Genomic DNA, 23487 nt, shown 5'->3' with positions numbered 1-23487 from the left:
ATTCTTATAAAGCGGGGAAGTAAAATGGCAAGTTCCTTTCAAGGGGGCGGGCACAGACGCCTGCCCCCTTGGCTGCACAAGCGGCTGCCTTCCTCGGGAAATATAGAAGCCACGCGGCAACTTTTAGCCGATCTCAACCTCAACACCGTCTGCCAGAGCGCCCTCTGTCCCAACCAGGGGGAATGCTTTGCCAGGCGTACGGCCACCTTTATGATTATGGGCAATACCTGCACCCGGAATTGCCGCTTTTGCGCCGTCGAACACGGTCGGCCGGAAGCACTGGACCAGGACGAACCCTTCCGTGTGGCGGAAGCGGCGCGGCGCCTGGGTTTAAAGCATGTGGTTGTAACCTCAGTAACTCGAGACGACCTGCCCGATGGCGGCGCCGGCCATTTTGCCGCTACCATTAGCGCTTTAAGGGCCGCCCTGCCGCAGGCTTATATCGAGGTCCTCACGCCGGATTTCCGCGGCGATGAAAAGGCCCTGACCACTATTGCTTTTGCTAAGCCGGATATATTTAACCATAACGTAGAGACGGTACCCCGCCTCTATCCCGAAGTCCGGCCCCAGGCCGACTACCGACGGAGCCTTATGGTTCTTAAAAAAATAAAAGACTATGACCCGACCATTTATACCAAATCGGGATTGATGGTGGGCCTTGGCGAAACGGCGGATGAAGTTTTACAGGTAATGGCCGATCTCCGGGCGGTAGGCTGTGATATCCTGACCATCGGCCAGTATCTGCGGCCTTCACCCCAACATCTAGAAATAAAAGAATTCATTACCCCGGAAACCTTTGCCTGGTATGCAGAAAAAGGCCGCGAAATGGGCTTTTTATATGTAGCTTCGGCCCCCTTTGTCCGCAGTTCCTACCATGCGGCCGAGTTCAGCGAGCAGGTAGCTGGAAAACACGTCCCTTGACATAGGGTGATTTTTTTGGCATAATACAATGTGTCGACGGTAAACAAAAAGCGGGTTCGTAGCTCAGTGGGAGAGCACCTCCTTGACGCGGAGGGGGTCGCAGGTTCAATCCCTGCCGGACCCACCAAAGGAAGAGAACGGTCCTGTGAAAGCAGGACCTTTTTTATTGAAAAAAATCCCTAAATGCCAATTTCCACCGGGGAAAAAACCTTACAATACATGGCCTTTTAAAAAGGGTCGGCAGCGACGTAACTGTATACAAAACATGGGCGGCACATATAATAGCAGCACAAGGAGGTGCTGCGTCCATGAATATTACGCTAGTTACTGCCAGGCCCATTGATTTTTTACAGGCCGAGTTTACCCATAGATTTGGTTACAGCGTTGGCCTCCACTTGTGGCAGGAGGGGGGCTTTAATTTCTGCCGCTGTTTTATGGAAACAGGTAGAGGGCGGACTGCAAAAAAAGACCTGAATTCCTTTAAAGAGCAGGTGGCCGAGATCGTGGCCGCCTTTGTTGTCGAAAGATGGGAAATGACTCTACTGGAAAATATGCTTTTAAACATGTATGAAGGCTTAGATGCCGAGGGTGTTGAAGAGATCTGCCGTCGTGCCAGATTTATCCTGGATCAGGGGGAGAATAGTTGCCTGCAGCTGCAGCAGCGGGAGGAGGCTATCGCCGCCCGCGTGCAGGAATATTTCCAAGAAAATTCCTGGCTGAATATCGACGGTTTCGTGCGTTTTCGTCTGCCCGATTATTTAGCAGAATTGGAGCAGGTCCTGGAAGAAGCCGTTGATGAGTACCTATTGGAAAAGGAATATGATGAATTTATCCGCCTTTTACGGTACTTTGTAGATGCCCAGGAACCGAGGGTGGAAAAGGTCCATGTAGTTTTGGGTCCGGGCGGCGGTTTTCAGCTTTATGACAGTGAAAATCGCAATTTAAACAGCGACTACCTGGAGGGTTTTGTCGTGGACATGGCCGATAGTGAGCTTAATTATGAAGACCTGTTAATAAGTGCCTTAATCACCATTGCCCCACGCCAGGTAATCCTCCATACCGTCGATAAAAGCCGCCACCATAACGCCGTGAACACCATAAAAAGCGTTTTTGGGGAACGGCTCATCCAGTGCGGCGGCTGCAGCCGCTGCCAGCAGTCCCTGCAGAAGCGCTGATAAGTTATACCAAGTTTTGCTCCAGCCGGGCCAGTTGTCATTTGGCCGGGCTTTTGTTATTATTGCACTTGTATGGGGTGAAATAAATGCTTGCCAGGTGGATCTTTATCCCTCTTATCGGCGCCTTTATCGGCTGGATGACCAATGTTATAGCCATTAGGATGCTTTTTCGCCCCCGCCGGCCGGTAAAAATTCTTTTTTGGACGCTGCAGGGACTTATACCCAGGAGAAAGGCTGAAATAGCGGCCAACATCGCCGGCGTCGTCGACAAAGACCTACTGCCCGTTAAGGAAGTATTGGCCTATTTTAATACGCCTGAAGCTACCGCGGGGCTGACGAAAATAGTGGCGGATCTGGTCAGGCGACGTCTAGTGGAGCGCCTGCCATCCTTTATTCCCCTAGGTCTCAGGGAAGCGGCGGGCAAGGCGATAGAAGAAACTATAATGAAGGAGATGCCTTCGGCCCTCGAGGAGCTCATTGAAGAGTTGAGCCGCAATCCCGCCTCTTTTTCTATAGGTGAGATTCTCGCCGAAAAATTTAACAAGCTGGATATAGCCCAAATGGAAGATGTAGTTGTAACGGTGGCCGGTCGGGAATTGCGTTATATAGAATGGCTGGGTGGTCTCCTGGGTTTATTGATCGGTGTAGTTCAGGCTTTTCTGGCAGGCTGGAGGTAATCTTGACACAATTTGTTTGATGCCGGTATAATGTACATAACGGCGAAGAAGGAGACAAGGCCCCTGGAACGGCCCTCCAGAGAGGGATGCCGCGGCTGGAAGCATCCCGGGCGACGGCAGGGCGCCGCACCACTCCGGAGCTGCCGGGCCGAAAAACAGTAAGCCCGGCCGGTCGGCACCGTTATCAGCCCTAGAGGGGGGGCTTCCCCTGAAGAAGGGTGGAACCACGGGATAATCTCCCGTCCCTTTGCGGGACGGGAGTTATTTTATTTACCACGGTTTTCGGAGGGAACAATGATGCAGGTAATTTTACCAGACAGCAGCGTTAGGGAATATGCCGCCGGTACTACGGCCTTAGATGTGGCCAGGGACATATCGCCGAAGCTGGCCCGGGAAGCCCTGGCGGCGCGGGTTAACGGCGAAGTGTGGGATTTGACCCGTCCTCTGCCGGAGGAATGCCGCCTCGAGATTTTGACCTTTGCCGATGAAGGTGGGCGTCTGGCTTACCGCCACACCGCGGCCCACGTATTAGCCCAGGCAGTGAAACATTTGTTTCCCGGCACCAGGTTGGGTATCGGCCCGGCCATCACCGACGGGTTTTATTATGATTTCGACAGCGAGCATAAATTCACGCCAGATGATTTAAACGCCATTGAGGCCGAGATGGCCAAGATTATTAAGGAGGATCTCCCTCTGGAAAGGCAGGAGATCAGCCGGGAGGAAGCGTTGGAACTCTTCCGCCGCCTCAACGAACCCTATAAAATCGAGCTCATTAACGACCTGCCGGAAGGGGTGCCCATTAGCACTTATCGCCAGGGCGACTTTATCGATCTCTGCGCCGGGCCCCATCTTCCCAGTACCGGCTATCTCAAGGCCGTTAAACTCACCAGTCTGGCCGGGGCCTACTGGCGGGGCAACGAGGCCAATCCTATGCTGCAGCGGATTTACGGCACCGCCTTCCCCAAAGCTAAAGACCTGGAAGAATACCTCCATCGTCTGGAAGAGGCTAAAAAGCGGGATCACCGGCGGTTGGGGGCTATGCTTGGCCTTTTCAGCCTCCAGGAAGAAGGGCCGGGTTTTCCCTTTTTCCATCCCAAGGGCATGATTATTCGCAACGAGCTGGAACAGTTCTGGCGGGAAGAGCACCGCAAAGCCGGCTACCTGGAGATCCGCACGCCCATAATCTTGAACCGTTCCCTGTGGGAGCAGTCGGGCCACTGGGATCACTACCGAGAAAATATGTATTTCACCAAGATAGACGAGGCCGATTACGCCATCAAACCCATGAACTGCCCGGGAGCCATTCTGGTCTATAAATCAGAGCAGCACAGCTATCGCGACCTGCCTTTGCGCCTGGCCGAGCTGGGGCTGGTGCACCGTCATGAAAAATCCGGCGTCCTCCACGGCCTCATGCGAGTACGGGCTTTTACCCAGGACGACGCCCACATCTTTATGCTGCCCCACCAGATAACGGCAGAGATCCAGGGCGTCATCGACCTGGTGGATCGTTTCTACAGCCTCTTTGGCTTTAAGTATCACGTCGAGCTCTCCACCCGGCCGGACAATGCCATGGGTTCGGATGAGATCTGGGAAACGGCTACCTCGGCTTTGCGCCAGGCCCTGGAGGCAAGGGGCATGGCCTATGTGGTCAATGAAGGAGACGGAGCCTTCTACGGCCCCAAAATCGATTTCCACCTGGAGGATTCCCTGGGCCGGACCTGGCAGTGCGGCACCATCCAGCTAGATTTCCTCATGCCGGAAAAATTCGACCTTCATTATATCGGCGAAGACGGCCAGAAACACCGGCCGGTAATGATTCACCGGGTCGTATTCGGCAGTATAGAGCGGTTCATCGGCATTTTAATCGAGCATTACGGCGGAGCCTTTCCCGTGTGGCTGGCTCCGGTACAGGTGCGGGTGCTGCCCATCACCGACCGTCATAATGAATATGCCTATAAGGTGAAAGAAGAACTGGTGCGGGCTGGCATCCGGGCCGACGTCAACGACCGCAACGACAAAATCGGCTACAAGATCCGCACCGCGCAGCTGGAACAAATCCCTTACATGCTGGTGGTGGGGGATAAGGAAGCAGCCGAAGGTACCGTATCTGTCCGGGAACGCCGCGCCGGGGATACGGGCAGTGTGCCGCTGCGTACCTTTATTGACAGGGTAACAGGGGAGATTCAAAGACGAGAATAAAACTTTCGCTAAAACAAGCCCACCTGGCAAGGAAGCCGGGCGGGCTTCTATGTAGGGCGGCTTAAATAAGTTTCACTTTGAATGCAACGACTGCTTCATGGATTTTATGAAATGCACCAGGGCCTTTATGGTCGACGGCTGTATTTCTGCTAATTCATTTATCAGCTCGCCGATCTCCGGGCGCAGATTGACAATAGTTGCCGCTTTGTTGCCCATATCTTCCATAAGAAGGTTAAGCTCGGCCTCATCCATAAGAAAAGAAGATAAGCAACGTGGAGTCGGAACGTTTTACCTGCCATAATTAACTTTGCGTTGTTGTAGTTTTTTGGGAGGATTTTGGAAAAAAAACGCGAATATATAATTACACCTAAGGAATTTGGAAGGAGATTGTTAAAATGGCAAAATATAGAAATGGGGGGGGGGGGGGTATATAATTCCCAAACCTCCCTATTATTGGAAACAAATCCTCTCTCCATCCTCTTTCTATTTTACCTTCTTTCCCTCTGTCTCGCCCGCGGTAAAATCATTCTTTTTTTTCCATAATTCCCCTAAATCAACATTAAACTCACTTTCCCTGCGTATCTTATGCTCAAGGGCAAACCATGTCGAAAGACATTGGCGCAGAGCCTTAAGCCCCTTTCATGGGTTTTATCGCCAGGCTGCAGCAGGTTTTTTGCCGGCCAGCCTTCAAAGTTACGAAGAATTAACAGCCCAGATTAAGGAGGGCAAAGTGTTGGCACTCACCTAGCTGCCTTTACAGGAAGAAGCTGGCGATAGTGGATCTTTTGAAGAAAAATAGCAGATTGCTTTCCCGATAAGCGATAACGCCAAATGTTTAAAGGGCGGTTAAATTGGAACTACCCTGAAGACTTATAATTGGCAAAAACTAACTACACCCGATCACCCCTGATACTAAGCAAATTGTTAAATAAGTCAACGTTAAGGGCAAACCCGTTAAAAGACGGGGTCGCAAAGCCATGGGCCTAAGGCTTGTATAAGCTATGGTTGCCAGGTTGCCGGTGGACCTTCGAGGAGATAAAGTGAATTGTATAGGCTCGTAGAGGGAACAGGTAACCTGTTCCCTTTATTTTTTGCTAGACGAAAATTATTTCCTCTAGTCACTATCGTATCCAAACAATGTTTGGTTAAAATGGTTAAACAAATACCGAAAACATTAAGGAGAAGTTTGTAATCATGGCAATTAATGCCTCTAAAACATTGGAGCCTTTACCTTCTGCCAACCGAGGAATATACGGCGAGACTCGCAAGGGTGAACCGGACAAAGAAAGCGATAAGAAAGAAATGGAGGCACGGACTTTTGCAAAGCTGCAACAGATTGCCGAGCGGATAGCCAGCGCGGCGGAAAAACTTTCTGCCGGCGTGGAGGAAGCCTCCAGCGCGGTAGAAGAACTACGAACTGCCATGGAACAAATAGCCAGCGGAGCCCAGAAAGCGAGCGGCGCTACCCAACAGTCCTTGTCCGCTATCCAAGCTATCGGCGAAGCTGCCAAGCTTTCGGTGCAGCAAGCGCGGGAATCCTTGAACCGGTGTGAAGCCATAAAGAATCTGGTGAGCCGCATGATTGACGATATTGAGGTTTTGATCCAAGGGGTAGACGCCAGCGCAGCCAGGAACGAGGAGTCGGCCAGGGTCGTAGCAAAACTGGAAGAAGAGGCGTCCAAGATTGACGAGATCGTCCGGACCGTAGTAAGGATAGCCGACCAGACAAACCTTCTAGCCCTGAACGCTGCAATTGAGGCGGCGCGGGCTGGGGAGCACGGCCGCGGGTTTGCTGTAGTGGCGGACGAAGTAAGAACCTTGGCAGAGACTTCCGAGAAAGCGGCCAGCGACATACGGAAGATAGTAGACAGTGTGCAGGAAGACGTGCGCACGGTGGCTGAAGCCATCAACAAGGCAGCTGAGGTAGCCAGGGGCGAGGCGGAAAAAGGTAAGACTATCACGGAAGAGCTTAAGAAGATTACTACTTCTGTAGCCAAAGTAGTGGAAGGAGCTGCTAGGATTGAGCAGCTGGTCACGGAAGTAGAAAAAGCGGTAGCCGAGTTCCAGAAAGGTAGCGAACAGATAGCTGCGACTGCTGAGGAGCAGGCCAGCGCCACTGAGCAGGCCTTGCAGGGGGTTGAGCAACAGGCCCGGGCACTAGAGGAGATAAGCAATAACAGTAATAATTTAGCCGATCTGGCTGATGAACTCAAGCACTCGACTGATGTGGTCAAATCGGCCGAGGGCCTGGCGGCAGCGGCGGAGGAACTATCCTCGGCCATTGAGGAGGCCAGCCGTTCGGCAGAAGAGATTAACGCCGCCCTAAATCAAATAGCGAAATCGGCAGAGCAACAGGCATCGGCTTCTGAGGAATTCTCCGCCGCCATCAAGCAGATCGAAAAATCGATGGGAGTAATTGCGAAGGAGGCCGATGAGTCTAAATCTGCAGTACAGGAACTTAGTGACTTGCTGGCTGAGAACAAAGTCAGGGTAAATGAGTTGATTAAAGGGATCAAGCAGGCGGCAGCCACCAACCTTGAGAACGTACACAAGGTTAACCAGCTAGAGTGGAACGCCCGCATGATCGATAAGATAGTAGACACCATAGAGAGCGTAAGCATCCAGACCAACATGCTGGCGGTAAGCGGCGTTATAGAGTCAGCCCGGGCCGGCGAGTACGGTAAGGGGTTCGCGGTAGTAGCTTCAGACATCCGGAACCTTGCCCAGGAGAGTGCCCGCAACGCCGAGCAGATCAAGGAAATGGTAAAGGGCATTCAAGAGCAAGTGATGAACGTACAGTGGGACATTACTACTATTGGGGATGTAATTCAAAAGGAAGCGGAAAAAGCCCAAAAAACAACGGCCGACCTTGACCTTATTGAAACCGATATGCGGGTGGTCGTTGAGGGGGTGGAAATGGTTAAAAAGCAGGCAGATGAAAGCCTCCTAAGGGTAGAAAAGGCAGCCAGAGGAGTAGAGCAGATAAGTACGGCTGCCCAGGAAGCCAGTAAAGCGGCAGAAGAAGCAGCCGCCGCCAGCCGCCAGCAAGCAGAAGGCATGAAAGAGCTTGCCCAGGCTATCGAGGAAATTGCAGCTCTGGCGGACGAGCTCCAGCAGGGCTAAAGAAATCGGAGTGAACGAGGAGGAAGGTATATGGCAATAGCCGGGGCAACGGTTGCAAGCCTTGACCAGTACGTGGTCTTTCGTCTGGGACAGAAAAGCTACGGCATAGCGATAGAGTACCTCCAGGAGATCATTCGTGTTCCATACGTGGTGAAGGTGCCCCTGACGCCCCCGTACATGCGGGGGCTCGCCAACCTCAGGGGCAACATTCTTCCGAGTATTAAGCGGCTGAATTTAAAGCGGGGAGCTTAAGGTAAGCCCCTTAATAGTTTACTCGACGTTTTCAAGGAGGAATTATAGAGGAACATGCTTACTTCGGATTCCCGTGAAATACCATCTATTGCGGAAGGTGCCAGCATCGCAGAAGCCATAAAAAAGATGCTTGAAAATGATAGTTTTGTATTGCAGGTAATCAATAATGCGGAAGAACCTGTAGGGTGGCTGCACGGTCTGGACATTCTGCGAACCTTTGTGAAGGAACCCGGCATGAATAGGATAATGGAAAGTGGCATAAGGGTATTCATAAAACCTATTGCCGAGGACGACTACCTGGAAGAAGAAGCAGGGCTTTCAGCTATATGTTTATGGGCGGAAAAGAGGGAGCACAACCCACCTTATTTCCTCACCAGGAAGGGGAAATCGGGCATCTTTACAACGTATGGGCTGTTGCGGGTAGCCCTGGAAGAACGCGACCGGGAAAGGGAACTGCGAAAAGAATCAAAAGTCCAGCTTGCAACGCTGCGCCATTCCCAGGAAGAACTTGAAATGGCCCTGGGCAACCTTATTGTCGATCCCGAAGTTGTGGCCCGGCTTAAATCCATACCGGAATACCGGGACGAGTACGACTCGGCAACCGGCAAAATAAAGATTACCGGCATTATAAAGGAAGGGGTTTACCGCCACGTCATCAATATTCTTCGGTTGTTGACGGAATTGTTTATGAAAGGGCTGAAGGCTGTCGACGGCATTTCAAGGGAAATATTAGTACAAACCTCTATCTATCACGATGTTGGTAAAGTCCAGCCCCATCTAGAGGTCGGCGATATGGTCGACCCTAAAGAAGCCTTCGAGCCGGGGCAGTACCACGCTTTCCGCAGCGCCTCTTTGGCCCGCAAGGTTTACCAACTGGAGCGGAGCATAGTTTATCTTATTCAATATCATCACCATCCCGACGGTGAACTGCCGTCCGATTTTCCTCGGGGCCTTTTACCCATGCATAGGCTCTTCCGCCTGCTGGATGGGCTTTCGGCGGGGATCACCAGGCGGGGCTCCAGGATAAGCCTGGCGGTAAGGGGAGCGATCGTCCAGGTGAGGGAAGAAAGCGCCCATCCGATTTATAACCGTTGCCTGGAACTCGATCTTCATTCCGGCCGTGTAGAAGTGAAGCCCCTGGAGCAGCGAGTGGAAACGAACTATTAATCTAAAGGTTTAACGACCTTTCTGCCGGAATACAGGTCCAGCTCCAGATGTTGGTTGTAGAGGGGAAAGGAGCTTTCTTCCCTAACGCTAATAAGGGTGCCGTTGGTTGTTAACTTTACCCGGGAGCCCCTCCTGGTGATACCCGCCGATAAACCGTCTAGGAGCCGGAAGAGGCGGTACATGGGCAGGAGGTAGAGGGGATACTCTGCCGGCAGGTCGTTTTCTTCATGGTGGTGATATTTTATGAGATTAACCGTCCGCTCGTCTATGTTGTAGATTCCCCTGGCCATGGAAGCGCTGCGGAAGGCGTGCACATAGCCGGGCTCAAAAACTTCCTGCGGGTCCACGACATCCCCCGGGTGTAAGTAAGGCTGCACCTTGGCCAGGTCGTGGAATATCGCCGCCTGAACGAGGACATCTTTATCTATGCCCGGCAGCTCGGTAAGCCCCTGTTTGGAGAGTTCGGCTATCAGGCGCAGGATGTTGATTACATGACGATACACGCCTTCCCGAATCACACCGGTGATTTTGATCCTTCCCGTCGCCGAGTCGTATTCGTCCATATATTCTACAATGGCTCGCAATCTGGCTTCCACCCGCTGATCGGGAAGGAGGGTGGCCAGCGCCATTTCGGCCTCCTGCTGGGCATATTTTACTTTTTCTACGAGCTGCTGTTCGGTAGTTACATCGACGAAAATAGCTAAATACCCGGGGGCTTTTTCTTTTCCGGACTTGACCACCCACAATTTGTAGGTGCGACTATTAGCCCTGATGGTTTTCGTTTCATTGTTATTCGCCATTTTTATTAAATCGACACAGCTGAGGGAAGCCGCTTGCAATAGTTGTTCCGCCAGGGAGTTGAGATGCAGGATTTCGCCCTGGGGGTTCAAAAAGGCCAAGCCCACCGGCGCCTCGGCAATTACTACATTGATGAGCTCTTCAAGCACCAGACGCAATTCCTGTTCCCTGGCGTGATTTTCCAGGGCCTGGGCCAGGAGTTTTTCGACTGAATACAGATCGTGCGCATTGTTATCCGGGTGTATGTAATCCTTAATCCGACGCGCCCTTAGGGTCGCGCCTTCAGGGGCGTCCTGAATGATTTTTAATATGTCGAGGTAATTGAGCCATCCTTCGGGGTTATCTCCTGCGCCGGCAATCTTTAAAACGAAACTACCGGTATTAATAATGGTGGCGATGGCCTCCCCTAGGCTGGTTGTAGGAGAAATAGTGGCTATATTGGGGGTATAGTTGTCAGGCATTTTTTGTCTCCTTTCGGCTCTTTTTAAGCCTTTCCCCAGGCTACCTGGTACCTCGTATCTGCCTCTCGGCGTTTTTTTCCATATATCGGTCTGGCGAATAGATTTCGGCCGCGTGTATTGGAATGATATCTATTCCACTCTCTGGGTTTAATCGAAATTTTATATACTGTTCGTAACCGCGGGTTATATAGGTATAGCTCCCGATATGAATATGGCTCACCTTCAGGATGCTCGATTATAAGTTTACCGTCTTTAACTGCAGCCCAATACTGGTGCCCTCGCCAGTTATCCATACCAGTCATCGCCTTTTTAGAAAGGCACCTTGCTCTACCGTAACAAAAGACAGATTATTAAATGAAAAAAGCCTAAATAAAAACCAGGCAACTACATACGTATTTTACTAGCCTGGCACCATCCTACAGCATCCTACCGGAAACCCGGCTGCCGTATCTCAAAAAAGAGATTTAGGCCCGTGGCTTTGCGTCCCCGTCTTTCGATCGAGTTTGCCCTTGGCGGTAGAGAAGTTGTATTTATTTTTTCTAAACCAATTTTTATATTAACTTTAACGAACTCCTCTTGTCAAGGAAATCCAAACCAGTTAATGAGTGAGGGGGTCGAGTAAGTAATATAATTTTTCAAAAATAAATGATTTAGCATATGAAGCAGGAAACAGGTGATAGGTATTGAATAAAATAAACACTATTTATTTTAGAAGGTGGATATTATTACCTGAAATTGGAGGGAAATTAATGGAGTTTAAAGCCCACATTAAAATAGAAGAACTGATTAATGAAGTGGCAGCTACAGGCAAGACGAAAAAGCTATGGTATGAGTTTTTAGCGGCGATCCTGAGCCCCGACAATAAAGACAAAAAGCAGCCAGAACAACTTAAAGAAACCTTAAGCTTATTATTAGCTGAAACTGGAGAGGAGGCTTTAACGGAAAAAATAAAGGTATTGGCTGAAAACCATCCCGATCTGCCTATCACCGACCTGCTTTTTACAATTATTAAGATTTGTGGGGAAATCCGTAAAGAACACGAGCAGACTATCACCAATCTACGCCGTATGCTTCCGGAACTGGCAACCCCAATAATTCGTATATGGACGGATATGTTGCTCGTGGCCCTGATCGGCAATCTAGACAGCCAGTGGGCGCAGAGCATAGCTGAGAGACTGCTAGACAGGGTAAGCGCTACCCGGACTAAAGTGGTATTGGTCGATGTAACGGGCGTTCCCATGATTGATACGGCCGTGGGCGGATTTTTAATTGAAATGTTTAACGCCATTAGATTTTTAGGGGCTGAAGTTATTTTGACCGGTATCAAACCGGAAGTAGCCCATACCCTGGTAAAACTGGGGGTGGATTTCCGTATGGTAACTATTGCCAGGGATCTGGAAGATGCTTTGAGAAAGGGTATCGCCATCATAGCTGATGAGAAGAAAAAACGTCGCCAGTTAGCTCGGGTTATAACTGGAAGCAGAGAGAGTGAAGACGATGGAGAACTTGAGATCTAACTACGGTGACTCCAGGGTTGTACCCATAATCGCTTTAAATGAGTTTTTACTCGTGCCGATTCAGATTGACCTTGATGATAGAACGGTAGGCCTCTTGCAGCAGCAAATATTGGAAGAAATAGAAAAAACCAGAGCTAGAGCGGTTATTATTGATGTACGCATGGTGGATATTATGGATAGCTATATTTCCTACACCATTTCCGAAACGGCGGCCATGGCGCGGTTGATGGGATGCCGGACGGTATTATGCGGCCTTCAACCTCCGGTGGCATTAACCCTGGCTCAAATGGGGGTTATGCTGCAAGATATTACCATTGCCCGGGACCTAGAGCATGCCCTGCTTTTAGCGGATAGCCAATCAGGAGTTGGGTAAGCTGTGTTTGATATCGCTAAGGTCTATGAAAGCCCTGCGGATGATTTTGATGTATTTATCCGTATAACCAGAGAAGAAGACATCGCCGTAGCCAGGCAAATGGCCAAACAGCTAGCCCAGGAGGCGGGGTTTTCCCTGGCCGATGTCACTAAGATTGCCACGGCCGTTTCCGAACTGGCGCGCAATATTTATCGTTATGCCGGCCAGGGTAAGATTATGCTCAAAAAAAAGACGGAAGAAAAGGAAGGACCATATTTAGAAATAATAGCTTCTGATCAAGGGCCAGGAATTGCCGATATTGATCTGGTCATGACTAAAGGCTATACTACATATGAACGCAGCTTGGGTATTGGCCTTACCGGCGTAAAACGCCTCATGGATTCCTTTGCTATATATTCAGAAGTAGGTAAAGGCACGGTAGTCATAGCTGGAAAGAAGGGACGCAAATTTTGACTTTATATTCCCAGCATAAGATAGGGGCAAGTGGCTGGCAGGTCTGGGGCTGCTGGCGTCCCCGCCATGGGTGCACCGTTGGGGGGGATTTTTGTTATATAGGCGGGTATAAGGAAAATAGCCTGTTGGTGGCCTGTGTCGATGTGCTGGGGCATGGGGAAGAGGCATATCGTTCTTTAGAGAGAATTCAAAGTGTAATAGAGAAGGGCGGGGAGAGCCTCGTAGATATTTTCCACAACATCGAGACAACCGCATTTCATCTGCGGGGCTGTGCGCTCTTTCTGGGCAAATTGGAAAAACGCTTTCTCGAATACATACTGGTGGGCAACATCCGCGCCTGGATAATAAACCCGGGAGATATTGATTGTCTTCTTGGCCAAAGTGGAGTTGTTGGTGGACGGAGAATAGTACCTGCTTTGCGCAGGGTACAATTGGGTGAGCAATCTATGCTGTTAACTTGTTCAGATGGGATTAAACGCAGTTTTTTTCCGGGAAACTTACCCCGGCAATGGTGGTGGGATGATGGCTTGGCCATTATTTGTTCCATCCTCGAGGAATTTGGTATAGGAGAAGACGATGCCAGCATTATTATGGGCAGGAGGTGGTAACTTGATCCACGAAGCTTTTTACGATACATACAGAAACTATTTAGAACGCTATGTGTGCGAGGGTGGAACAGAAGTCGTTCTCCTGGAGGCTTATCAGGATTTAACAGCAAATCTGGATGATTATTATGTTCAGGCTTCTAACATTCTTGATATACACACCCGTGCTCTACGGGAAGTGATGGGCATAAGAAGGGATAGTGACGCCGTTCAGTGGATTTATATCGATCGGGCTACAGAATTCCTGGCGCAAATCCTAGTGGTCATCGATACCTTTCTTCTCCAGTTAAAAGATCGTATTGAGCATGACCCCCTTACGGGATTATATAACCGGATAGCTATGTACCCAACCTTAAATAACTTGCTAAAAGAGGCACAGGAAAAAGGGACGCCTTTGGTTATAGCAATGTTGGACCTTGATGACTTTAAAGAAGTGAACGATCGTTTCGGACATCATGCCGGTGATGAAGTTTTGCGTTCTACCGCCTTGATTATCAAGAAGGCCCTCCGGGCGGCGGACAAAGTAATACGTTATGGTGGAGAAGAGTTTTTGGTCGTTTTGCCTGGTACCAGCCTGGAAAAAGCAGGAATAGCCCTGGAACGTATCAGGACCCAGATAGCCGCTCAAAAGATGATCCCTGACCATGAAGAAGTTACAATAACCGTCAGCATTGGTGCGGTGGAGTATCCTGGTAGTGGGCCTGGAGATTTAAATGATTTAATTGCCAGGGCAGACAGGGCCATGTACCTGGCAAAACGCCAGGGCAAAAACAGGATAGTTTACTTTGAACCCAACAAACCTAATTAATTATTGACGCGGAGTAACCTCTATGTTATACTTTCCCAAGAAGTAGAAGCCATCCGCTTCTCACCTTACGGCCCGGGGCCAGTAAGGTTTGCCCAGTAAAAGGTCTGTTTTTGGCGGGTGGATTCCACTCGCTTAAATTTTTTAAGGAGGTCTTTGACTGGGCGGTAAATTTTTCTGGAGGTGAAGCATTATCAGCAAGGATTTAAGGGTCAATGGAGAAATCCGGACCCGGGAAGTGCGCCTGGTTGGCGTTGATGGGCAGCAGCTGGGTATTATGCCGACCCGAGAAGCGCTGCGCATTGCCCAGGAACAGGGCCTGGACCTGGTAGAAGTGGCTCCCAATGCGCGGCCACCTGTTTGCCGCATCATGGATTTTGGTAAATATAAATACGAGCAAAGTAAAAGGGAGCGCGAGGCGAGGAAAAAGCAGCGCATAATAAATATTAAAGAGGTTAAGCTGCGGCCTAACATTGAAGAACATGACTTCCAGGTCAAAGCGCGCAATGCCATTCGTTTTCTACAGGACGGCGATAAAGTCAAGGTAACCGTTATGTTCCGCGGCCGGGAAATCGCCCACGCCGACCTCGGGATGAAGTTGTGCCAGCGCCTGGCCGACCAGGTGGCAGACCTTGCCTCCGTGGAAAAACCGCCCAAAGTTGAGGGTCGTAATATGGTCATGATCCTGGCCCCCAAGGCTTAAGGGAAATTCGATTCGAGGTGATATTATGCCCAAAATGAAAACTCACCGCGGCGCGGCCAAAAGGTTTCGCGTCACAGCTACGGGAAAAGTAAAACGCGCCAGGGCTTATAAAAGCCACCTGTTGGCCGGAAAATCGCCCAAGCGTAAGAGGCGCCTGCGCCAGCCTTCCTTAGTGGATATCACGGATCGTAAGCGCATAGCCAGGCTCTTGCCTTATCAGGCTTAAAGGGAGGTTTAAGGGATGTCCCGTGTTAAACGCGGTGTTACCAAGCACCAACGTCATAAAAAGATTCTAAAGCTGGCGAAGGGCTACTTTGGTGCCAAGTCCAAGTTATTCCGGCCGGCCAATGAACAAGTAATAAAATCATTGGCCTACGCCTACGCCCACCGGCGGCAGCGCAAGGGCGATTTCCGGAAACTGTGGATAGCCCGCATCAACGCCGCTGCCAGGATGCAGGGCCTGACCTACAGCCGTTTGATAAACGGATTAAAGAAGGCCGGTGTGGAAATCAACCGTAAGATGCTGGCCGATATGGCGGTAAACGATATAGCGGCTTTCAATCGTCTGGTGGATATGGCCAAAGAAAAATTGGGTCTTGGAGCATAAGAATAAGGGGAATGATAAAAAGAAGGGCCAATTGGTTTTTCTAAACTAATTGGCCTTTAGCATTGATCTTGACAAAGATTTTGCCTGGGAATAAAAATAAGTGTTATAAATGCAGAAAAGCAGGTGACGCCTACGACTAATATCCGTGAATGGCCCTTTCGTCTGCGGCCGCCCCAGATACTGGCCATAGGTTTTGCCCTGGTCATTGCCTTGGGTACAACACTATTGGCCCTGCCGGTTGCCAGCGAGACAGGACAACCGGTTTCCATTGTGGACGCCCTTTTTACGGCTACTTCGGCGACCTGCGTGACCGGCCTTAATACCGTGGACACGCCGACAACCTTTTCCCTGTTCGGGGAAATCGTGATCGTATTGCTCATCCAAACGGGAGGCTTGGGCTTTTTAACCCTGTCCACCATGGTGGCCCTCCTGCTGGGCAAACGCATTACCTTGAAGGAAAGGCTCCTCATGCAGGAAGCCCTCAACCAGTTGACGGTAGAAGGGGTCGTGCGCTTGACTAAATACGTACTCACCTTTACATTTATTTGCGAAGGGTTGGGGGCACTTCTCCTGGGCCTGCGTTTTAGCAGGGACATTCCTTTGGGTCAGGCCTTTTACTTCGGTATCTTTCATGCTGTATCCGCCTTTTGCAACGCCGGGTTTTCCTTGTTTTCCGCCAACTTAATGGATTATCGGGGCGACCTGCTGGTCAACCTGGTAATTACTACTCTAATTATCCTGGGCGGGTTGGGCTTCAGCGTGGTGGCCGATATTTATACCAAACGTTCGTGGCAGCGCCTTTCCCTCCATAGCAAGGTTGTGCTTACCACCACCTTTTGGCTGATCGTCCTGGGTACGATATTATTCATGGCCCTGGAGTATACTAATCCTTTGAGCCTGGCACCTTTACCCTTAAATGAAAAGCTTCTGGCTTCTTATTTCCAGGCCGTTACACCCCGGACGGCTGGGTTTAACACCTTAAATATCGGCGCTCTACGTCCGGTTACTCTTTTTCTCCTCATTATCCTTATGTTTATCGGCGCTTCCCCGGGTTCAACCGGAGGCGGTATTAAGACATCCACATTTACCACTATCGCCGTGGCTGTATGGTCGATTATTCAGGGTAAATATGACATTGAAATCTTTGGCCGGCGCTTGCCCCGGGGCATGGTTCTTAAGGCCCTGGCTGTGGCGGCGGTATCAATGATGCTGGTGGTTACCGTAACCGGTGTACTCCTGATTACGGAACAAAAGGAAATGGAGATTGTGCTTTTTGAAACGGTATCCGCCTTTGGTACTGTGGGCCTTTCAGCGGGTCTTACGCCGCAACTGACGGTGGCCGGCAAACTTCTCATCACCGCCACTATGTATTCCGGGCGAGTTGGCCCTTTAACCCTGGCCTTTGCCATAGCCCAGCGTTTGGGCCGTCAGGGTATAAAACATTATCCCGAAGAAGGTGTTATCATTGGCTAAAGGAGGCAGGGCCGTGAAACAGTTTGCCGTCATCGGCCTGGGCCGCTTTGGGTCCAGTGTGGCCCGGACCCTCGCACGCATGGGCCATCAAGTCATCGCCATTGATAGTGATGAGGCCAAGGTGGAGGCCCTCATGAACGAGGTCACTACGGCCATCCAGGCCGACGCCCGTGACGAGGAAGCCTTAAAGGCCTCGGGCATTCGCAATGTTGACGTTGCTGTCGTGGCCATCGGTGAAAATGTAGAGGCCAACATTCTAGTTACCTTGATCGTTAAGGAAATGGGCATTAAGTGCGTAGTTGCCAAGGCCTTGAACGACCTCCACGGTAAAGTCCTGGCCAAAATCGGCGCCGATAGAGTTGTTTACCCGGAACGGGACATGGGCATCAGGGTGGCCCATACCCTTGCTTCCGGCAACGTCCTGGAGCATATCGACCTGTCGCCTGAATACAGTATTGTCGAGATCGTGGCCCCGGCCAAGGCGGTAGGCAAAACCCTGGGCCAGTTGGATTTGCGCGCCCAGCACGGGGTCAGCGTCATGGCCATAAAACGTAATAATCAAATCATAGCCGCCCCTGGGGCCAACGACGTGGTGGAAGAAGGCGACATCATGGTGCTGGTGGGCCGGAACAAGGCTTTAGAAAGGCTGCAGGAGAGTTAAGTCCGGGAGTAATAAGGCGGTACTCTTAGAAGGTGAATTCTGCTGTGAAGCAAGCCGGGCAAATTACTTCTCCGGACAATCGCTATGTGAAGCTGGCCCGTTCCTTAAAGGAACGTTCATGGCGGGAGAAAAAGGGCCTTTATCTTATAGAAGGCATTCACCTGCTGGAGGAAGCCCTGCAGGCTGGAACACCCTTGGAGGTTGTTTTGTACGGCCCGCAGGTTTTTGCTACTCTCCGGGGTAAGCGGTTGGTGGCCGACCTGCAGGGGGCCGGGTGCCGCTGCTTTGCTGTGACGGAGGAATTGATGCAGGCCATCAGCACCACCGTTACTCCACAAGGGATTGTGGCCATAGCACCCATACAGGAACAACCGCTGGAGGCGCTGCTAAAACAAGTTTCGTCTCCTTCATCGCCCGTATTTATGATTGCCGCCGCCCTGCAAGATCCGGGTAACCTGGGCACCATCTGGCGCACGGCCCTAGGGGCCGGGGCCGCAGGACTGATATTGAGTCGCGGCTGTGTAGATCCCTATAACCCCAAGGTGGTCCGGGCGGCCATGGGCGCTACCTTTAAACTGCCGGTGGTAAGCGGCGTAGAACCGGCCGATCTAATCCGGAAACTAAAAGGCGCCGGGGTAAAGCTGGTGGTGGCCGACGTGGGAGCCCCCATTACTTTCTGGCAGGCGGACTTAAGAGGTCCCCTGGCTCTGGCCGTGGGCAGCGAAAACCACGGGCCGGGAAGGGAATTGCTTGATGCGGCGGCGGCCCGCGTGGGCATCCCCCTGGTAGGGTCGGTGGAGTCCTTGAACGCCGCCGTCGCGGCGGCTCTGCTTCTTTATGAGGCCCTCCGGCAACGTCGGGAATGAGTTAATTGAGAATATAGTTGAGAATGGTAAATTAAGTTGATTTGATGAAAATATTGGTTTAGAATGGGGGTGAAGGCAGGTGAGCGCCATGCCGGAGGAAAGCTTGCGGGAAATAGCAGCAACAAATGAACCGCCACGTACAATGGCATCAGCGGAGTTTTTCTTTCTTTTACAGCGTATAGACCGACTCGACGAAAAATTGACGAAAGAAATCCGGGATGGGGACCAAAATTCCGAAGAACGCATTAGCGCGGTGGAGCAAAAGCTAAGCCAGCGCATCGATGCAGTAGAGCAAAAACTAAGCCAGCGCATCGAGGCTGTAGAGCAAAAACTTAGCCAGCGTATTGATGCAGTAGAGCAAAAGCTTAGCCAGCGTATTGATGCAGTAGAGCAAAAACTAAGCCAGCGTATCGATGCTATCGAAGATAAACTAAATAAGCGTATTGATCAACTGGATGACAAGCTTAGTAACCTTAGATTCTGGGCTATCGGCGCCGTAATTACCATTGCTGTGGGTTTTATCGGGACCATAGCAACTTTGCTGTACAAGTGATGAGCCTCTCTACACCAATAGCCTTGGCCACATCATCCTGCCGAAGGCCAATTCAATGCCGCCTTTATGGCACTAGGTTCCATAAAGCTGCCTTCATGGACAATAAGGGAGATACGACTTGGGGCGCTTAAAACCTTATTTTTTGCCTTGTCACGACTGATGGAGCTATGCTATAATTAACCGTGAGGTTATCCCCCAAAAGCTCCAGGAAAGGTCGTGATAGGTTGTTCCTGTCGGCGGAGTTCTTTTGGAGGTTGTTTGAAAAGACAGGTTCTGTGGCTGCCTATATTATTTATCGCAGATTGGTAACTCAATAGAAGTAGACAAAAATATTAATAGCGTTTAAATGCTATGAATGGGCAAAGTAGCCGGTACAGAACCCACAGGGAGGCGGCGTCGTGGACTGGAAGCGCTGCCGGGGAAAGACCGCGTGAAGTTCGCCCAGGAGCAGCAGGCTGAAAGGTTAGTAGGCCGCGCCGGTGTTCCCGCCGTTAGAGGGGAGCGGCATGATGGTGCCGGAGACTTGGGGTGGTACTTAATTAAGACATGTTTAAGCTTTCGTCCCGAAGGGGCGAAGGCTTTTTATTTTGGGATACTTGAGGTGAAGCAGATGCTGGAAACGATTGAAACCATTAGACAGGCAGCCCTGGCCCGGGTGGCGGCCGCCAAAAGGAGTGAGGAACTGGAGGGCATAAGGATCCAGTACCTGGGGAAGAAAGGAGAACTGACCGGGGTTTTAAGGAATATGGGCAAGCTCCCGCCGGAAGAACGTCCTCGGATAGGGCAGATGGCCAACATGGTGCGGGAAGAGCTGGAAAAGGCCCTTGAAGAAGCAAGGGAGGCTATTGCCCGCCGGGAACTGGCCGAGCGTCTTCAGAAAGAAACCATCGACGTTACCCTGCCGGGACGTCCGTTTCCGCGGGGGAGCCGTCACCTTTTGTATCAGACCTTAAATGAAATAAAATCAATTTTTATCGGCTTGGGGTTCGATGTGGCCGAAGGCCCGGAAGTGGAGAGCGATTATTACAACTTCGAGGCCCTGAACCTGCCAAAAGAACATCCCGCCCGGGATATGCAGGATTCTTTTTATATCACCGAGGATGTATTGCTCCGCACCCACACCTCTCCCGTCCAGGTGCGGGTCATGGAGGCGCGGCGACCGCAGTTGCCCATTCGCATCATCGCTCCGGGTAAGGTTTACCGCCGCGACGATGACGCCACCCATTCACCCATGTTTTTTCAGGTGGAGGGTTTACTGGTCGATAGACGGGTGACCTTCGGTGAATTAAAAGGGACGTTGATGGCCTTTGTAAAGCAAATGTTCGGCGATGAAGTACAGCTGCGCTTCCGCCCCAGTTACTTCCCCTTCACCGAGCCGAGCGCCGAGGTGGATATATCCTGTGTTATGTGCGGCGGCAGCGGCTGTCGTACCTGCGGCCACAGCGGCTGGCTGGAGATTCTGGGATGCGGCATGGTGCATCCCCGGGTTTTAAGCATGTCCGGCTACGATCCGGAAGAAGTCTGCGGCTTCGCCTTCGGCCTCGGAGTGGACCGGGTGGCCATGCTAAAATACGGCATTGACGATCTGCGCCTGTTTTACGAAAACGATCTGCGCTTTTTGCAGCAGTTTTAAGGGAGTGAAAAACTTTGCGCGTATCTTACAAATGGCTTAAGCAGTACGTAGATATTCAACTGTCGCCTGAGGAACTGGCAGAAAAGCTCACCATGGCCGGTCTGGCCGTAGAAAATATAGAACAATTGCATCCGGGGTTTCAGGGGGTCGTGGCCGGGATGATAAAGGATATCGAGCCCCATCCCAATGCCGAGCACCTGGTCGTGTGCCGGGTGGACGCCGGTCGCGAATTGCAGCTAGTAACCGGGGCGCCTAATGTGTTTAAAGGGCAGAAGGTGGCAGTAGCCCTGGAGGGGGCGCGGCTTCCGGCGGGCCAGGAGATACGCCGGGCGACTTTCCGGGGCGTGACCTCGGAAGGCATGCTTCTTTCTGCCCAGGAAATGGGGCTGGATGTCGGCCTCGTCTCCCCGGCCGACCGGGAAGGGATCCTAACTTTGCCCCCTGACGCTTCTCCCGGAACCGATGTAGCTGCTGTCCTGGGACTGGACGACGTGGTTCTGGTGCTGGAACTCACTCCAAATAGGGCCGACTGCCTGAGCGTTTTAGGGGTGGCGCGGGAAGTTGCGGCCATTACCGGCGCACCGTTACGTCTGCCGGCCATTACCGTGGAGGAAAAAGGGCAGGGGATTGAGGGGCTTGCCAGAGTAGAAATTGAAGCTCCGGATCTCTGCGCCCGATATGTGGCCCGTCTGGTGCTGGACGTAAAGATCGGTCCGTCCCCTGCCTGGCTTCAGGCCTACCTGCGGGCCGCCGGCATGCGGCCCATCAATAATGTGGTGGATATAACCAATTTTGTCATGCTGGAAATGGGCCAGCCTTTACATGCCTTTGACTACGATCTCCTGCAGCAACATACCATTATCGTCCGCCGGGCGGCGGCCGGGGAAAAAATTACGACCCTGGATGGTGTGGAACGAGAGCTGGACAGGGAAATGTTAATCATTGCCGACGCCGCAAGGCCGGTGGCCGTGGCCGGCGTCATGGGTGGATTGGAGACGGAAGTCACTTCCGGTACGGTCAATATCCTCATCGAGTCGGCCCATTTTGACGGCACCTCCATCCGCCGTACCTCCAGAAAGCTGGGCCTGCGTTCGGAAGCCTCGACGCGGTTTGAACGCGGCGTCAATCTGGAAGGGGCGGCTGCAGCCGCCGACCGGGCGGCCCAGTTAATGGCCGAGCTGGCCGGCGGCAGGGTGGCCGGGGGACGTTTGGACAGATATGTAAGGAAGTATAAGCCGACAACAATTATTCTGCGGCCGGAAAGGGTAAACTTCATTTTAGGCACGGACCTTGCCTCCTCTACCATGAAGGAGATCCTAGAAAGGCTGCATTTAGAAGTTGAAGGAGAAGGGCCGTTTGAGGTTACCGTCCCCCCTAACAGGGGCGATCTGACCCAGGAAATAGACTTAATCGAAGAAATCGCCCGCCTGTACGGATACGACAGGATTCCGGCGTCATTGCCGGGAAATATCACCGCCCGGAAAAAAGAAACCCCTGGGCAGCGTTGGGAAGAGGCGGGCCGGGAGGCGGCGGCTGCCGCCGGCCTTGCGGAAGTGGTTACCTACAGCTTTGTCAGTCCCCGCGCCCTTGATAATCTAAGGCTGCCCGAAGAACATGAATGGAAACATACGGTAAAACTCCAGAATCCTTTACGGGAGGACCAGAGCATTTTACGTCCTTCCCTTTTGCCCGGACTTCTGGAAGTCACCGCCCGGAATGCCAGTCGCCGGGTACTGCCGGTGGCCATATATGAGGTAGGTCGGGTGTTTAAGCCCCATGGGCGGCAGTTGCCGGAAGAACATCTACGCCTGGGCGGACTGGTGATGGGATCCACCGGCCGCAGCTGGAACCGGCCGGCAGAGGAGATGGATTTCTTTTATTTAAAAGGGATTGTAGAAAATATCCTTGCCAGGGTAAACATTAAAGAAGTTGTTTGGGAAGCAACGGCGGACTACCCCTTCCTCCACCCGGGACGGGGGGCGAATATCAAAAAGGACGGGACAACCCTGGGCTTTATAGGGGAGCTGCATCCCGATGTTCTGGCGGTTTATGATCTCCCCGCGAGGGCCTGCGTTTTCGAACTCGATTGGGAGCAGGCGGAGAAATTTAACCGGCGGGAGGTGGGATACGATCCCCTGCCCCGTTTCCCGGCGGTGGAAAGGGACCTGGCTGTGGTGGTAAAAGACGATATTCCGGCGGCGGTGGTGGCCGAAACTATCCGCAGAGCTGCGGGGCGGGAGTTGAAAGAATGTACCCTCTTCGATGTCTACCGCGGCGCTCCTGTGCCTGAAGGACATAAAAGCCTGGCCTATTCTCTGGTGTACCAGCTACCGGATCGCACCCTTACCGACGCGGAAGTTAACGCCGCCCAGGAAAGGGTATGGAAGGCCCTGGAAGAGCAGTTGGGAGCCAGATTGCGCTAGCTAGTTTAAACCATGGCAGGATTTTCAAAGGCTTTAGGCGAA

At 51.7% G+C, this 23487-nt stretch carries 23 protein-coding genes, 1 tRNA gene and 2 riboswitches; of the genes, 22 read left to right on the top strand and 2 right to left on the bottom strand.

What is annotated here, in order from left to right:
- Positions 1–24: 24 nt before the first annotated feature.
- From lipA to thrS, 5 genes are all read left to right on the top strand, one after another.
- Positions 25–921, top strand: coding sequence for a lipoyl synthase (gene lipA / locus MHFGQ_RS09615; RefSeq protein WP_106004174.1), 897 nt, complete (start codon positions 25–27; stop codon positions 919–921).
- Between the two features lie 52 nt (positions 922–973).
- A tRNA-Val gene (locus MHFGQ_RS09610) sits at positions 974–1048 on the top strand.
- A 181-nt stretch (positions 1049–1229) separates the two neighbouring features.
- Positions 1230–2096, top strand: coding sequence for a putative sporulation protein YtxC (gene ytxC / locus MHFGQ_RS09605; RefSeq protein WP_106004175.1), 867 nt, complete (start codon positions 1230–1232; stop codon positions 2094–2096).
- 86 nt (positions 2097–2182) lie between these two features.
- Positions 2183–2773, top strand: coding sequence for a DUF445 domain-containing protein (locus MHFGQ_RS09600; protein WP_106004176.1), 591 nt, complete (start codon positions 2183–2185; stop codon positions 2771–2773).
- Positions 2774–3067: 294 nt separating this feature from the next.
- Entirely contained in the window at positions 3068–4972 is a 1905-nt protein-coding gene (gene thrS / locus MHFGQ_RS09595) for a threonine--tRNA ligase (protein WP_170066097.1), read from the top strand.
- 72 nt (positions 4973–5044) lie between these two features.
- Here the strand turns inward: thrS and MHFGQ_RS09590 are convergent, their stop codons facing one another.
- The gene (locus tag MHFGQ_RS09590; protein ID WP_170066098.1) at positions 5045–5188 is read right to left on the bottom strand and encodes a hypothetical protein; all 144 of its coding nucleotides are present in this window, start codon (positions 5186–5188) and stop codon (positions 5045–5047) included.
- Positions 5189–5906: 718 nt separating this feature from the next.
- Positions 5907–5993, top strand: a riboswitch (cyclic di-GMP riboswitch).
- 173 nt (positions 5994–6166) lie between these two features.
- On the opposite strand from MHFGQ_RS09590, the gene MHFGQ_RS09585 reads away from it, so the two are divergent.
- From MHFGQ_RS09585 to MHFGQ_RS09575, 3 genes are read left to right on the top strand one after another with little or no spacing between them, the layout of a single operon-like run.
- Positions 6167–8095: a methyl-accepting chemotaxis protein gene (locus MHFGQ_RS09585; protein ID WP_106004180.1), complete on the top strand. Its 1929-nt coding sequence runs from the start codon at positions 6167–6169 to the stop codon at positions 8093–8095.
- Positions 8096–8125: 30 nt separating this feature from the next.
- On the top strand, positions 8126–8347 hold the full coding sequence (locus MHFGQ_RS09580; RefSeq protein WP_106004181.1) for a chemotaxis protein CheW: 222 nt from the start codon (positions 8126–8128) through the stop codon (positions 8345–8347).
- A 54-nt stretch (positions 8348–8401) separates the two neighbouring features.
- Positions 8402–9514 carry an HD domain-containing protein gene (locus MHFGQ_RS09575; protein ID WP_106004182.1) on the top strand — a complete coding sequence of 371 codons (1113 nt, stop codon included), beginning with the start codon at positions 8402–8404 and terminating at the stop codon, positions 9512–9514.
- Here MHFGQ_RS09575 and MHFGQ_RS09570 read toward each other — a convergent pair.
- Positions 9511–10773, bottom strand: a complete 1263-nt coding sequence (locus tag MHFGQ_RS09570; protein WP_245907722.1) for an HD domain-containing protein — start codon at positions 10771–10773, stop codon at positions 9511–9513. The genes MHFGQ_RS09575 and MHFGQ_RS09570 overlap by 4 nt on opposite strands.
- Positions 10774–11201: 428 nt before the next feature.
- A riboswitch (cyclic di-GMP riboswitch) is annotated at positions 11202–11291 on the bottom strand.
- A 231-nt stretch (positions 11292–11522) separates the two neighbouring features.
- Here MHFGQ_RS09570 and MHFGQ_RS09565 point away from each other — a divergent pair.
- From MHFGQ_RS09565 to pheT, 14 genes are all read left to right on the top strand, one after another.
- On the top strand, positions 11523–12290 hold the full coding sequence (locus tag MHFGQ_RS09565) for an STAS domain-containing protein (protein ID WP_106004183.1): 768 nt from the start codon (positions 11523–11525) through the stop codon (positions 12288–12290).
- Positions 12271–12663, top strand: coding sequence for an STAS domain-containing protein (locus MHFGQ_RS09560; protein WP_106004272.1), 393 nt, complete (start codon positions 12271–12273; stop codon positions 12661–12663). The genes MHFGQ_RS09565 and MHFGQ_RS09560 overlap by 20 nt, the downstream gene beginning before the upstream one ends.
- A 3-nt stretch (positions 12664–12666) precedes the next feature.
- The gene (locus MHFGQ_RS09555; RefSeq protein WP_277996981.1) at positions 12667–13116 is read left to right on the top strand and encodes an anti-sigma regulatory factor; all 450 of its coding nucleotides are present in this window, start codon (positions 12667–12669) and stop codon (positions 13114–13116) included.
- Positions 13113–13724 (top strand): hypothetical protein, encoded by a 612-nt coding sequence (locus MHFGQ_RS09550; protein ID WP_106004184.1) that lies wholly within the window; start codon positions 13113–13115, stop codon positions 13722–13724. Before MHFGQ_RS09555 ends, MHFGQ_RS09550 begins: the two co-directional genes overlap by 4 nt.
- Before the next feature lies 1 nt (position 13725).
- Complete coding sequence (locus MHFGQ_RS09545; protein WP_106004185.1) at positions 13726–14529, top strand: GGDEF domain-containing protein; 804 nt, start codon at positions 13726–13728, stop codon at positions 14527–14529.
- 190 nt (positions 14530–14719) lie between these two features.
- Positions 14720–15229 (top strand): translation initiation factor IF-3, encoded by a 510-nt coding sequence (gene infC / locus MHFGQ_RS09540; RefSeq protein WP_106004186.1) that lies wholly within the window; start codon positions 14720–14722, stop codon positions 15227–15229.
- A gap of 25 nt (positions 15230–15254) precedes the next feature.
- The gene (rpmI, locus tag MHFGQ_RS09535; protein WP_106004187.1) at positions 15255–15455 is read left to right on the top strand and encodes a 50S ribosomal protein L35; all 201 of its coding nucleotides are present in this window, start codon (positions 15255–15257) and stop codon (positions 15453–15455) included.
- 15 nt (positions 15456–15470) lie between these two features.
- Positions 15471–15836, top strand: a complete 366-nt coding sequence (gene rplT / locus MHFGQ_RS09530; RefSeq protein ID WP_106004188.1) for a 50S ribosomal protein L20 — start codon at positions 15471–15473, stop codon at positions 15834–15836.
- A 123-nt stretch (positions 15837–15959) separates the two neighbouring features.
- Positions 15960–17309 carry a TrkH family potassium uptake protein gene (locus MHFGQ_RS09525; RefSeq protein ID WP_245907724.1) on the top strand — a complete coding sequence of 450 codons (1350 nt, stop codon included), beginning with the start codon at positions 15960–15962 and terminating at the stop codon, positions 17307–17309.
- 13 nt (positions 17310–17322) lie between these two features.
- Entirely contained in the window at positions 17323–17970 is a 648-nt protein-coding gene (locus tag MHFGQ_RS09520; protein ID WP_170066100.1) for a potassium channel family protein, read from the top strand.
- A gap of 44 nt (positions 17971–18014) precedes the next feature.
- Positions 18015–18836 carry a TrmH family RNA methyltransferase gene (locus MHFGQ_RS09515; protein ID WP_170066101.1) on the top strand — a complete coding sequence of 274 codons (822 nt, stop codon included), beginning with the start codon at positions 18015–18017 and terminating at the stop codon, positions 18834–18836.
- Between the two features lie 88 nt (positions 18837–18924).
- Complete coding sequence (locus MHFGQ_RS09510; protein ID WP_106004276.1) at positions 18925–19389, top strand: hypothetical protein; 465 nt, start codon at positions 18925–18927, stop codon at positions 19387–19389.
- A 610-nt stretch (positions 19390–19999) separates the two neighbouring features.
- Positions 20000–21022 (top strand): phenylalanine--tRNA ligase subunit alpha, encoded by a 1023-nt coding sequence (pheS, locus tag MHFGQ_RS09505; protein ID WP_106004277.1) that lies wholly within the window; start codon positions 20000–20002, stop codon positions 21020–21022.
- 14 nt (positions 21023–21036) lie between these two features.
- Positions 21037–23445 (top strand): phenylalanine--tRNA ligase subunit beta, encoded by a 2409-nt coding sequence (gene pheT / locus MHFGQ_RS09500; RefSeq protein WP_106004191.1) that lies wholly within the window; start codon positions 21037–21039, stop codon positions 23443–23445.
- The last annotated feature ends 42 nt before the right edge of the window (positions 23446–23487 follow it).

Origin of the sequence: Moorella humiferrea, from assembly GCF_039233145.1 — a bacterium.
GTDB classification, from domain to species: Bacteria; Bacillota; DSM-521; order Neomoorellales; family Neomoorellaceae; genus Neomoorella; species Neomoorella humiferrea.
The sequence above is the reverse complement of the archived record's forward strand: the minus strand, read 5'-3'. Positions and strand labels throughout refer to the sequence as shown.